General features: G+C 38.6%; 13 protein-coding genes. 1 reads left to right on the top strand and 12 read right to left on the bottom strand.

Annotation, left to right across the window (positions count from 1 at the left end):
* Nucleotides 1–99 precede the first annotated feature (99 nt).
* The 12 genes from ILS93_RS22405 to spo0F all read right to left on the bottom strand — a co-directional run bounded on the left by ILS93_RS22405 (nt 100) and on the right by spo0F (nt 11,132).
* Nucleotides 100–558 (bottom strand): GNAT family N-acetyltransferase, encoded by a 459-nt coding sequence (locus ILS93_RS22405; protein WP_000758431.1) that lies wholly within the window; start codon nt 556–558, stop codon nt 100–102.
* 49 nt (nt 559–607) lie between these two features.
* On the bottom strand, nt 608–1,471 hold the full coding sequence (gene spoIIR, locus ILS93_RS22410; protein ID WP_064476324.1) for a stage II sporulation protein R: 864 nt from the start codon (nt 1,469–1,471) through the stop codon (nt 608–610).
* 113 nt (nt 1,472–1,584) lie between these two features.
* On the bottom strand, nt 1,585–2,436 hold the full coding sequence (prmC, locus tag ILS93_RS22415; RefSeq protein ID WP_064476100.1) for a peptide chain release factor N(5)-glutamine methyltransferase: 852 nt from the start codon (nt 2,434–2,436) through the stop codon (nt 1,585–1,587).
* Entirely contained in the window at nt 2,436–3,503 is a 1,068-nt protein-coding gene (gene prfA / locus ILS93_RS22420; RefSeq protein ID WP_002096180.1) for a peptide chain release factor 1, read from the bottom strand. The genes prmC and prfA overlap by 1 nt, the downstream gene beginning before the upstream one ends.
* Before the next feature lie 48 nt (nt 3,504–3,551).
* Complete coding sequence (locus ILS93_RS22425; RefSeq protein WP_222661290.1) at nt 3,552–3,899, bottom strand: hypothetical protein; 348 nt, start codon at nt 3,897–3,899, stop codon at nt 3,552–3,554.
* A gap of 40 nt (nt 3,900–3,939) precedes the next feature.
* Nucleotides 3,940–4,524, bottom strand: coding sequence for a thymidine kinase (locus ILS93_RS22430; RefSeq protein WP_000281086.1), 585 nt, complete (start codon nt 4,522–4,524; stop codon nt 3,940–3,942).
* 110 nt (nt 4,525–4,634) lie between these two features.
* Nucleotides 4,635–4,880 carry a type B 50S ribosomal protein L31 gene (locus tag ILS93_RS22435; RefSeq protein WP_000643447.1) on the bottom strand — a complete coding sequence of 82 codons (246 nt, stop codon included), beginning with the start codon at nt 4,878–4,880 and terminating at the stop codon, nt 4,635–4,637.
* Nucleotides 4,881–5,324: 444 nt separating this feature from the next.
* Nucleotides 5,325–6,596 (bottom strand): transcription termination factor Rho, encoded by a 1,272-nt coding sequence (gene rho / locus ILS93_RS22440; RefSeq protein WP_001053898.1) that lies wholly within the window; start codon nt 6,594–6,596, stop codon nt 5,325–5,327.
* Nucleotides 6,597–6,990: 394 nt separating this feature from the next.
* Nucleotides 6,991–7,956, bottom strand: coding sequence for a class II fructose-bisphosphatase (gene glpX / locus ILS93_RS22445; protein ID WP_000442336.1), 966 nt, complete (start codon nt 7,954–7,956; stop codon nt 6,991–6,993).
* A 116-nt stretch (nt 7,957–8,072) separates the two neighbouring features.
* Nucleotides 8,073–9,362 carry a UDP-N-acetylglucosamine 1-carboxyvinyltransferase gene (gene murA / locus ILS93_RS22450; protein ID WP_064476098.1) on the bottom strand — a complete coding sequence of 430 codons (1,290 nt, stop codon included), beginning with the start codon at nt 9,360–9,362 and terminating at the stop codon, nt 8,073–8,075.
* Nucleotides 9,363–9,694: 332 nt separating this feature from the next.
* Nucleotides 9,695–10,552: a class II fructose-bisphosphate aldolase gene (locus tag ILS93_RS22455; RefSeq protein WP_048542703.1), complete on the bottom strand. Its 858-nt coding sequence runs from the start codon at nt 10,550–10,552 to the stop codon at nt 9,695–9,697.
* Between the two features lie 211 nt (nt 10,553–10,763).
* Entirely contained in the window at nt 10,764–11,132 is a 369-nt protein-coding gene (gene spo0F / locus ILS93_RS22460) for a sporulation initiation phosphotransferase Spo0F (RefSeq protein WP_000398593.1), read from the bottom strand.
* 202 nt (nt 11,133–11,334) lie between these two features.
* On the opposite strand from spo0F, the gene ILS93_RS22465 reads away from it, so the two are divergent.
* The gene (locus ILS93_RS22465; RefSeq protein WP_064476097.1) at nt 11,335–11,859 is read left to right on the top strand and encodes a DUF2529 domain-containing protein; all 525 of its coding nucleotides are present in this window, start codon (nt 11,335–11,337) and stop codon (nt 11,857–11,859) included.
* Nucleotides 11,860–11,876: the final 17 nt, after the last annotated feature.

Here is an 11,876-nt window from a genome sequence, read left to right on the forward strand (position 1 = left end):
CGTCCTTTTCTACCCTGAAATACTTGTCTATTTTTAGTTTACTATGAGATTTATCCAAAAGACAAACAAGGTTTATCCACAAAATGTGGATAAACCTAATTAATCCGTGGATAACTTTGTGAATAGCTGACAATTTAGTATTATTGCATTTGGCTCTTTTATATTTTTACAAAAGTGTTCTAACTGTCGAATTCCCTCTGGTACGTTTTCTTTCTCTATAGTAACAAAGTCAAAAAACTGAAAGATTGTTATAGATTGTGGATGATTTGTTAGTAAGTACAATTGTCGAATATTTTTTTCTTTCATATACTGCAAAAACATTTCAAAAAAATATAAGAAAGTCTGTTTATCCACATTAGGTGTGAATAAACAAGAACGAATCAGTGCATGTTCTTCACTTTGTTCATATCCGATAACAGCCCGTATCTCTTCCGCCTCTTCCAAAATCATAAATTGCGCGTACAACTCATTTATTTTATCATCTTTTTTATTAGCTTGTCCGAAAAAAGAATGCAATCTTTCCACATCTGCTTTCGTCGCAAAATATACTTTCTTCATAGTAAATCCCTCCTCTTTTTTATATATGAGAAGGGATTTACTAATAGTACTATTTAGAGAATAAAGATGTAAAAGCCTCTACAATAAATAACTTAACTTCTGGCTTTTCTTCTTCCTCCTCTACTTTTACATACTCATTTTGTTTTTCTTGCTTTTGTTCCACAGGTTTCTCCACTTTGTCCACAGTTTTTGTTTCCTCTTTACTTACAGGTTGTTCTTCTACTTTTGTTTCATTTTTTACTACTTTCTTTTCAGAAGCTGTTACTTTTTTTACAGCTTCCTGCTTTACAACTTTCGTTTCTTTCACTTTACCCTCTTTCTTCTCTGGTACATCCACCACTTCCTCATCTTGCTCCTTAACTTCCCCCTCTTCAGGAGATTCAGCCTTCACAACATGTTCTTCCTTCCTTACAGCTGTACCACTTGAAAAATCTAAGAAACACATCGGTGGAAATAATACACACCACCAGTTTGCCCCTTCCCCTTCCCCAATTGTAATCAATACCGCCTCATATTCCCCTGCTGGATAAATAAAATTCCCATATACCTTTGTAGGAAACTTTACATTCTTACTAAATTTCACTTGAAATGAATCTTTACTTCCTTCTTTTTTCAACGTATTTGCCACTGTTTTTTCGATTTCTGGAATATGACTTTGAATGACTTTACGCGCCTCTTCAAATGAAGTTAAATCCGCTACCCATCCATCAATTTGTGCTTTTACTTCATCACGCACTTTGCGCTTTAACACCTGATCTTTATCTGAATCACTATTTGCTAAAATTCGTAATCGAACGGCCTCTTTCGGAATAACTGAAGGCCCTTTTGCATCAGCTTTCATATATCCAAACTGCACAAGTAACTGTGCACCAATTAATAATAGAAGAAGATAAGCAATAACTTGTTTTTTCATTTCCTCCACCGTCCCTTCTACAAACAGTGTGGACAGACTTTCATCTTTCTAAACTATTAAATTCAAAATCTATATGAATTTTTCCACAAAAAAAATAGAGTAAGGTGTGAACCTTACTCCATCTCTGCAAATACCATACGATCTTTTCCATTAATATCAAAAACAACCTCAACATGAGCATGTGGAAAAGCTTGTTGTAACAACCCTTTTACATCCTCACCTTGCCCTACTCCAATTTCAAATGCCACAATTGCTTTCTTCTGCAACACATTCGGCAACTCTTCCATAAAACGGCGATAGAAATCTAATCCGTCTTCACCACCAACAAGTGCTCTCTTTGGCTCATGCTCTTTCACCACAGGAGAAAGGCCACGCCAATCCTCTTCCGGTATATATGGAGGGTTTGAAACAACAACATCTAACTTTTGACTTGTTTTATAAAATGGTGACAATAAATCACCATGATAGAACGTTACTTCTGCGCCCAAAGTTTTTGCATTTTCTTTTGCAACTTCAATCGACTCTTGTGCAATATCTACCGTATACACATGAAGATTTTTATTTTCTAAAGCAAGCGTAATAGAAATCGCTCCACTACCTGTACCGATATCCGCCACATGCAGTTTCTCATCACCGAAATGACGCTCGATTCTTTCTAACACTCCTACTATAAGCTCTTCTGTTTCCGGTCTTGGTATTAATACTTCTTCATTCACAAAAAACGACCGTCCATAAAACATTTCATAACCAATCATATATTGAATAGGAATACCTTCTACATGCTTGTGAATAAACTCCGTAAAACTTGTTTCTTGTTCCACAGTTATTTCTTCACGCATATTCATGAGCATTCCGGTTCTGTTCGTCTTTAATACATGACAAAGGACAATTTCTCCCGCATTTTCATCTCGTCCATTTTCCTGTAAAAAAGAAGAAGCCCATTTCAGGGCTTCATAGACACGCATTACTCAGCTGCCTCCATCTTTTGAGCCTGATCTTCCATCACTAAGGCATTGATGAAATCATCTAACTTACCTTGTAAGATTTGATCTAGCTTTTGAATCGTTAAACCGATTCGATGGTCTGTAACACGGTTTTGCGGGAAATTATACGTACGAATACGCTCTGAACGATCACCCGTACCAACAGCTTGTTTACGGTTTTGATCATACTCAGCTTGCGCTTCTTGTCTAAACTTATCATAAACACGTGCGCGTAATACTTTCATCGCTTTTTCTTTATTCTTGATTTGTGATTTCTCATCCTGACACGATACAACTACACCAGTCGGTAAATGCGTTAAACGTACCGCTGACATCGTTGTATTAACACTTTGTCCACCAGGACCACTAGAAGCAAACGTATCAACACGAACATCTTTTTCATGAATACTAATTTCTACTTCTTCTGCCTCTGGTAATACAGCTACAGTTGCTGTAGATGTATGAATACGTCCACCAGATTCCGTTTCAGGAACACGTTGTACACGGTGAGCACCATTCTCGAATTTTAGCTTCGCGAAAGCACCTTTACCGTTAATCATAAAGATAATCTCTTTATATCCACCTAACTCTGTATAGCTCGCTTCGATAATTTCAGTTTTCCAACCTTGTACCTCAGCATAACGGCTATACATACGATATAAATCACCAGCAAATAAAGCCGCCTCGTCACCACCAGCAGCACCACGAACCTCTACGATAACGTTTTTATCATCATTAGGGTCTTTTGGAACAAGTAAAATTTTCAGACGCTCTGACAATTCTTTATCTTGTCCTTCTAATTCAGAAACCTCTTCTTTTACCATGTCACGCATATCAGCGTCTAACTTATCTTCTAACATTGCTTTTGCATCTCTTAATTGCTCACGAACATCTTTATACTCACGGTACACCTCTACCGTTTCCTGCATATCAGATTGTTCCTTTGAATACTCACGAAGCTTATTCGTATCGCTAATAACCTCTGGGTCACTTAACAATTCATTTAACTTCTCATAACGATCTTCTACAGCTTGCAAACGATCTAACACACCATTCACCTCTACATCCTAGTATCTAATACAAATAGTATATGGTACTTAATCAAAAAAACGCAAATTATATTTAAAAGCGTAAGCGGCTCGCTCAGAATCGCAGGACATTGGAACTCTCGACCTTGAAGCGCTCTTTGCTTCGAGCGAGAGAGTGAAATGGCCGGAGATTCTAGCCGCTGAAGCTAGATAATATTTAAAAGCGTAAGCGGCTTGCTCAGAATGGGAGAAGGTTGGAGCTTCTGACAGAGAGGTGCTCTTTGCCTCGCAGGAAGAAGCGAAACCACCGACCATTCTAGCCGCTGGAGCTAGATAATATTTAAAAGCGTAAGCGGCTTGCTCAGCTCTGACTGCTAAAGTTCTTAGCTGTTTGAAGAGCCGGCCACCAATCTTCATTTATTTTCGAAAAAAACCCGCTCTACATAGCGAGTTTCATTTATCTTTGTTTTGTAGGTACTGCATGACAATGACGACAACGTGGTTCATACGATTCCGAAGCCCCAACTAAAATAATTGGATCATCAAATGCCGCTGGTTCTCCATCGATTAAACGTTGCGTACGACTTGCAGGAGATCCGCATGCAGAACAAACTGCCTGCAACTTAGTTACATGTTCAGCAATCGCCATCAGCTGAGGAACTTGTCCAAATGGTAGACCACGGAAATCTTGGTCTAATCCAGCTACAATGACACGATAGCCACGATTTGCCAATACTTGCACCACTTCCACAATGTCCCCATCAAAAAATTGTACCTCATCGATTGCAATAACATCCATTTCTTCTGTTACATGGTTAAATATATCTTTTGAAGCTGAAACAGGAACTGCTTTAACCTTTAATCCATTATGTGATACAACATCTTCTTCACTATAACGATTATCAATACATGGTTTAAATACAATCGCATGTTGTTTCGCAAATTGCGTACGGCGTATACGGCGGATGAGCTCTTCTGATTTTCCAGAAAACATACTCCCGCAAATCACTTCAATCCAACCATTTTGATTCATTAAGTACATTGAGCTCTCCTTTCATCTACTTTCCTAATCCAAAGTAGGGTAAAGGTTTAATATTTTTGCAAAAAAAACAGACAAGCGAATACATACACTTGCCTGTTTTATGTTCTTTATTACTTGATACCGTATTTCTTATTGAAGCGGTCAACACGTCCGTCTGCAGTAGCAAACTTCTGACGTCCAGTGTAGAATGGGTGAGAATCAGAACTGATCTCAATTTTTAGTAATGGATAAGTGTTACCATCTTCCCACTCAACAGTTTCGCTAGAGCCTTTAGTAGACCCGCTTAAGAATTTGAAGCCTGTGTTCGTGTCCATAAATACAACTTTATTGTAATTTGGATGGATTCCTGCTTTCATTCTTTTCATCTCCTTCCGCCCTGAATCATTTTCGAAACAGAGTTTTTCATCTTCAGCTGCTTACACAACTATATTGATGAAACACATATGATGAAATTATAACAAGGCTAACTCCATTTTGCAACTACCTGTTTTTGTCTTTTTAAAATTTAAAAGCGCAAGCGGCTCATTCAGAATCGCAGGACATTGGAGCTCTCGACCAAGAAGCGCTTTTTGCTTCGACCGAGAGAGCGAAATGGCCGGAGATTCTAGCCGCTGGAGCTGGATATAATTAAAAGCGCAAGCGGCTCGTTCAGAATCCGGGACACTTCAAACTCTCGACCCAAATATGATTTTCATCTCAAAAAACAAAATTTTTCCCATATATTACTCTCCCTAATATTCCCTTAAAAAAACATAAAAAACTCGCTTACCACAAAATAAGCGAGTCCCAATCTTTTCCCTTTACTTAGTTGTTACATATCTTTTTGAGTCTGCAACAATGTTTTGTAAAAATTCTTCATTTGTCTTTGTTTGACGAAGTTTACGTAAGAAACCTTCGACAAAGTCTGGTGTATCACGCATTGTTTTACGAATACCCCATAGCTTGTCTAAATGTTCTTTCGGAATTAATAGATCTTCTTTACGTGTACCAGAACGGCGAATATCAATTGCCGGGAAGATACGGCGCTCAGCTAATGAACGATCTAAGTGAAGTTCCATATTTCCAGTTCCTTTAAATTCTTCGTAAATTACATCGTCCATACGAGATCCTGTATCAACAAGCGCTGTTGCTAAAATCGTTAAGCTACCGCCTTCTTCAATATTACGTGCAGCTCCAAAGAAACGCTTCGGTCTATGGAAGGCAGCTGGGTCGATACCACCCGATAATGTTCTACCACTTGGCGGAATAACAAGGTTGTAAGCTCGCGCTAAACGGGTAATACTATCCATTAAAATGATAACATCTTTTTTGTGCTCTACAAGACGCATTGCACGTTCTAACACAAGTTCCGCTACTTTAATATGATTTTCTGGCACTTCATCAAAAGTAGAGCTTACAACATCTCCTTTAACAGAACGTTCAATGTCTGTTACTTCCTCTGGACGCTCATCAATTAAAAGTACAATTAATTCAGCTTCCGGGTGATTTGTTGTAACACTGTGTGCGATTTCTTTTAATAGACTTGTTTTACCAGCCTTTGGAGGCGCGACAATTAAACCACGTTGTCCAAATCCAACTGGTGCGATTAAATCCATGATGCGTGTCGGTAACTTTTTCGGTTCCGTTTCCAATTTCATTTGGCGATCTGGGTATAATGGTGTTAATGCAGGGAAATGCACACGCTCTTTTGCTGACTCTGGATCATCTCCGTTTACAGCTTCAACTTGTAATAATCCAAAATAGCGTTCATTTTCTTTCGGAGGTCGTACTTTACCAGAAACCTTGTCTCCATTACGTAAATCGAAACGACGAATTTGCGAAGCTGAGATATAAATATCTTCTGAGCTTGGAGAATAGTTGATAGGACGTAGGAATCCAAATCCTTCTGATTGAATAATTTCTAATACGCCTTCCATGAAGAAGAAACCTTCTTTTTCTGCTCGAGCTTTTAGGATAGCGAAGATTAACTCTTTTTTCGTTAATTTGCTATAATACGAAATCTTAAATTCTTTCGCAAGCTCGTATAACTCTTTTAATTTCATGTTTTCTAATGCTGCAATTGACAAATTCATTCAGACACCACACTTTAACATTATTCTCTTTTCACATGGGTAAAGGGAAAAAATACGGAAGGCAAATAATTAATAATGAAAGGCAATAAGTTCAAGTAGGGTAATATTCACTATTGTAACCCTTTTATCTAGTTTTAATCAATACGTTGAAACACAAATACAAGAAGCGAAGACAAGAAAATTTGTCTTCGCTTTTATTTAACCTAGTTCCAGTAGCTAGAATGGTCAGGAGCTCCAATGCCCTGCGATTCTGAACGAGCTGCTTCCACTTTTTATTCAATCCAGCTTCAGCAGCTAGAATGGTCGGTGGCTTCACTTCTTCCTACGAGGCAAAAAGCGCCTCTACGTCAGAAGCTCCATCCCCCTCCCATTCTGAACGAGCTGCTTACGCTTTTTATTTAATAACCAAGTTTGGTTTTTTATTCAAGCTATGACGTCCGTCTACGAAGCGTACTGTGCCTGATTTTGCACGCATAACAAGGGATTGTGTTGTTCCTACGCTACCTTTAAATTGAACGCCGCGTAATAGTTCTCCGTCTGTTACGCCTGTTGCCGCAAAGATTGCATCGTCACCTTTTACTAAGTCTTCCATGCGAAGAATACGATTTATATCTTCAATACCCATTTTTTTACAACGAGCTAATTCAGCTTCATTTTGAGGCAGAAGCTTTCCGTGGATTTCTCCACCTAAACATTTTAATGCAACTGCTGCTAATACACCCTCAGGTGCTCCACCAGAGCCGAATAAAATATCTACACCTGTGCGATCAAATGCAGTGTTAATTGCTCCAGCCACATCTCCATCGTTAATTAATTTAATACGAGCACCAGCTTTACGAATTTCTTCGATAATCGCTTGATGACGTGGACGGTTTAAAACTGTCGCTACAACATCTTCAATATCTTTATTTTTCGCTTTCGCAACCGCACGTAAGTTATCGATAATAGGTGCATCAATATCGACCGCCCCAACCGCTTCTGGGCCAACCGCGATTTTATCCATGTACATGTCAGGAGCATGTAACAAATTACCATGATCTGCAATTGCAATAACAGCAAGAGCATTCCATCCACCAGCTGCTACGATGTTTGTCCCTTCTAAAGGATCAACCGCAACGTCTACACGTGGTCCATATCCTGTACCTAATTTCTCTCCGATATACAGCATTGGCGCTTCGTCCATCTCACCTTCACCAATTACAACTGTACCTTTCATCGGGATTGTATCAAATACATCACGCATAGCTGATGTTGCTGCACCATCTGCCTCATCCTTTTTCCCGCGCCCCATCCAACGCGCTGATGATAATGCTGCAGCCTCTGTTACACGTACTAACTCCATAGATAAACTTCTTTCCACGATAATCCCTCTCCTTTAAGTCTTTATATTTCTGCCGTATTTTGTGAACCGTGTTTCTCTACAAAGTATACTTCCGCAAGTAGTGATGCTTCGCTTCCCCCTTGCGGAAGTATCACTTATGCGTTCTTCATCTCTTCAATTTCTTGACTTGTCATTTGTTCTCGCCAAATGTTTGCGCCAAGCCCTTTAAGCTTGTCTACTATATTTTCATAACCTCGATCAATATGCTCAAGTCCAGTTACTTCTGTAATTCCATCCGCCATTAACCCTGCAATAACAAGAGCCGCTCCAGCTCGTAAATCACTCGCTTTCACTTTTGCACCTTGCAATAAAACTGGACCAGTTACAATTGCCGAACGACCTTCCACTTTAATTTGTGCATTCATACGACGTAATTCATCAATGTGTTTAAAGCGTGCGCCGTAAATCGTATCCGTTACAACACCCGTTCCGTGTGCCTTTGTTAAAAGCGTCGTAAATGGTTGTTGTAAATCTGTTGGGAATCCTGGATATACAAGCGTTTTTATATCAACTACTTTTAACCTTCTATTACCGTTCACTGTAATTTGGTCATCGTTCGTTTCAATTTGGACACCAGCTTCTCTTAACTTCGCTGTAACTGACTCTAAATGCTGAGGAATCACATTATCAACCGTTACTTCTCCTCCTGATGCAGCTCCTAAAATCATATACGTACCCGCTTCAATACGATCCGGAATGATCGTATGGTGACAACCGTGCAGTGAATCCACACCATCAATTCGGATTACATCTGTTCCAGCACCTTTAATGCGTGCACCCATGCTCGTTAACAATGTAGCTACATCAATAATCTCTGGTTCTTTCGCTGCGTTTTCAATAACAGTTCTACCTTTCGCTCGCACAGCTGCTAGCATAATATTAATTGTAGCTCCTACACTAACAACGTCTAAATAAATACGTGCCCCGCGTAGCTCATCTGCTCTTAAATAAATCGCACCCTGTTCATTCGTAACATGTGCACCTAACGCTTCAAACCCTTTAATATGCTGATCAATCGGCCTCGGTCCTAAATGACATCCACCCGGAAGCCCAATAACAGCTTTTTTAAAACGGCCAAGCATCGCACCCATTAAATAATAAGAAGCACGCAATTTTTTCACTTTTCCATTCGGTAAAGGCATTGCAACCATGTTAGAAGGATCGACTACCATCTCTTCCTCCTGTCCATAAGTTACTCTTCCTCCAATTTCCTCTAGCAAGTCTCCTAACATTTTCACGTCCGAAATATTAGGGACACCACCAATAGTTACTGGAGTATCTGCTAAAATTGTCGCTGGAATTAGTGCAACGGCGCTGTTCTTTGCACCACTCACTCGAATTGTTCCATTTAAAGCTCTTCCGCCTTCAATTAGCAATTTTTCCATATTGAGCTCCCTTCTTGTGAATGTATTTACTTTCTATATCTTTATAGAAAGCTCCCCTTAAGAATCTCAATCACTCTTTCCACCCTAAAACTCAATAAATAGGAAACCATTATCCTCATTTCTCCAGTAGTACGAATAGATAAAGATTAACTATTTATCGAATTTACTTTATCAATTTAGATACATTATCACATTTATTAATAGGACTATGCACATTATTTTCTATTTCAAAAGCAAAATGATAAAAATCTTTAGACTTGTTCACGCTTTCATTATACAACGAAAGGAAACCGTCTAAAAGACTAGACGGTTTCCAAAACGGAATTTTATTCTTACGCTTTACCGTTAGAACCGAATTCACGCATTTTACCAGCAACAGTTGCTTTAATAGCTTCGCGGCCAGGTCCAATATATTTACGAGGATCGTAAACTTCTTGGTCTTTGCTTAATGCTTCACGAACAGCTTTTGTAAACTCAATTTGGTTCTCAGTGTTTACGTTAATTTTTGAAGTACCTAAAGAAATAGCTTTTACGATATCAGCAGTTGGGATACCAGTACCACCGTGTAATACTAAAGGTACGCCAGTGAAGTCACGAACTTGTTCCATTTCAGCGAATCCTAAGTTAGGCTCACCTTTGTAAGGACCGTGTACAGAACCTAAAGCTGGAGCTAGGCAATCGATACCTGTTGCTTCAACAAGGTGCTTACACTCTGCTGGATCAGCATAAATTACGCCTTCAGCGATGATGTCGTCTTCTTGTCCGCCAACTGTTCCAAGCTCAGCTTCAACAGATACGTTACGAGCGTGTGCGTATTCTACTACTTTTTTAGTAGTTTCAACGTTTTCTTCGAATGGGTGGTGAGAAGCGTCGATCATTACAGATGTGAAACCTGCATCGATTGCTTCTTTACATTTTTCGAAGCTTGAACCATGGTCAAGGTGAATCGCTACAGGAACAGTGATGTTCATTTCTTCGATTAAAGCTTTAACCATAGCTACAACTGTTTTGAAACCAGTCATATGACGAGCTGCACCCTCAGATACACCTAGGATTACAGGAGATTTTTCTTCTTCCGCAGCAGCTAAGATAGCTTGAGTCCACTCTAAGTTGTTCATGTTGAATTGACCAACTGCGTATTTTCCTTCTAGTGCTGTGTTTAGCATTTCTTTCATAGAAACTAAAGGCATGGTGAATCCTCCTAAAAAACGTTTTTTGTATCCGATAAGTTCTTATCGCTGGTAGTATGACCAGAATAAGGTAAAATATGTATATTTACATACCGGACTTTTTTCTACACTCAATAGGATAACAACTTGTACTCAAAAACTCAACCGTATTCACCTGCTCAATAGTCCATGTAAACGCTTTTTTCCATATTTTTTATAAAAAATTCATTTTTTACGCCTCTACAGCAAGCTGTTCTCTCACCGCTTGACGAATCTCATCAATATCAAACGGTTTAGCAAAGTGCATTAAAGCTCCTAAATCTTTCGCTTCTTGGATCATATCAAGCTCTCCATAAGCAGTCATTAAAATTACTTTAATACTCTCATCAATTTCCTTTACATGTTTTAAAATCTCTATACCATCCATACCTGGAATTTTCATATCTAACACTACTAAATCTGGATTATCTTTTTTCACGATATCTAAAGCTTGAAATCCATTCGCTGCTTGGAATGTCTGATAACCTTCTTTTTGGAACACTTCATGTAATAACACACGAATGCCATATTGATCATCAACAATTAAAATTTTACCTTCCATAACTCCCAACCTTTCTGTGTAAATACAAGATTTAAAGCTTCTTATATCTTAACGATTAATTTTCGCTATTCTTTGGCAAATCCCTTCCTATTCTTTCTTATTTTACCGTTTCCTATTTTGTTATGCTACCCTTCGATTTCACCTTTCTAAAAAAATAAACTATAATGAAAGCCGATAAACACGTACGAAAGGGAGTAACATTATGTTAAAAATTTTTTCAACTCAATTAAGTGGTTATTTCTCCAGGGTTTCTCAAAAAGAAGAAATGAATATAGAAGATAGTGCCCGTCTACTTGCTCAAGCATTAGTTGGCGACGGTTTCATTTATTTACATGGTACAAATGAAATGGAGGGCGTTGTCGCTGAAGCATTATTCGGTGCTGAACCAATGAAGCAAGCAAAACGATTATTTGAAAATGGTAAAGAAGTAGAAGTAACTTCTGCAGATCGTGTACTTCTTATTAGCCGTTTTTCAACAGATGAAGAAGTTGTAGCAATGGCAAAAAAACTTCAAGCTGATGGACACTCTATTGTCGGCATCTCTGCTATTCAAGAAGGTACTGAATCACTAGAACAATATACAGATGTACATATTGATACAAAGCTGTTAAAAGGTCTTATTCCAGACGATGAAGGCAATCGCTACGGATTCCCAAGTTTAATGGTAGCTTTATTTGCATATCACGGGATCAAATTTACAATCGATGAAATGTTAAATGAATATTAAAAAAAGCGCCCTATTTC

It is taken from the genome of Bacillus sp. 16GRE42 (assembly GCF_019837435.1).
Lineage (GTDB): Bacteria > Bacillota > Bacilli > Bacillales > Bacillaceae_G > Bacillus_A > Bacillus_A wiedmannii.

What these genes read in the sequence shown, in the direction of transcription:
- ILS93_RS22455 (WP_048542703.1), bottom strand. Translation starts at nt 10,552, where the DNA reads ATGCCTTTAGTTTCTATGAAAGAAATGCTAAACACAGCACTAGAAGGA.
- spoIIR (WP_064476324.1), bottom strand. Translation starts at nt 1,471, where the DNA reads ATGAAAAAACAAGTTATTGCTTATCTTCTTCTATTATTAATTGGTGCA.
- murA (WP_064476098.1), bottom strand. Translation starts at nt 9,362, where the DNA reads ATGGAAAAATTGCTAATTGAAGGCGGAAGAGCTTTAAATGGAACAATT.
- ILS93_RS22430 (WP_000281086.1), bottom strand. Translation starts at nt 4,524, where the DNA reads ATGTACTTAATGAATCAAAATGGTTGGATTGAAGTGATTTGCGGGAGT.
- spo0F (WP_000398593.1), bottom strand. Translation starts at nt 11,132, where the DNA reads ATGGAAGGTAAAATTTTAATTGTTGATGATCAATATGGCATTCGTGTG.
- prmC (WP_064476100.1), bottom strand. Translation starts at nt 2,436, where the DNA reads ATGCGTGTCTATGAAGCCCTGAAATGGGCTTCTTCTTTTTTACAGGAA.
- ILS93_RS22425 (WP_222661290.1), bottom strand. Translation starts at nt 3,899, where the DNA reads ATGAAGATTGGTGGCCGGCTCTTCAAACAGCTAAGAACTTTAGCAGTC.
- ILS93_RS22465 (WP_064476097.1), top strand. Translation starts at nt 11,335, where the DNA reads ATGTTAAAAATTTTTTCAACTCAATTAAGTGGTTATTTCTCCAGGGTT.
- rho (WP_001053898.1), bottom strand. Translation starts at nt 6,596, where the DNA reads ATGAATTTGTCAATTGCAGCATTAGAAAACATGAAATTAAAAGAGTTA.
- ILS93_RS22435 (WP_000643447.1), bottom strand. Translation starts at nt 4,880, where the DNA reads ATGAAAGCAGGAATCCATCCAAATTACAATAAAGTTGTATTTATGGAC.
- ILS93_RS22405 (WP_000758431.1), bottom strand. Translation starts at nt 558, where the DNA reads ATGAAGAAAGTATATTTTGCGACGAAAGCAGATGTGGAAAGATTGCAT.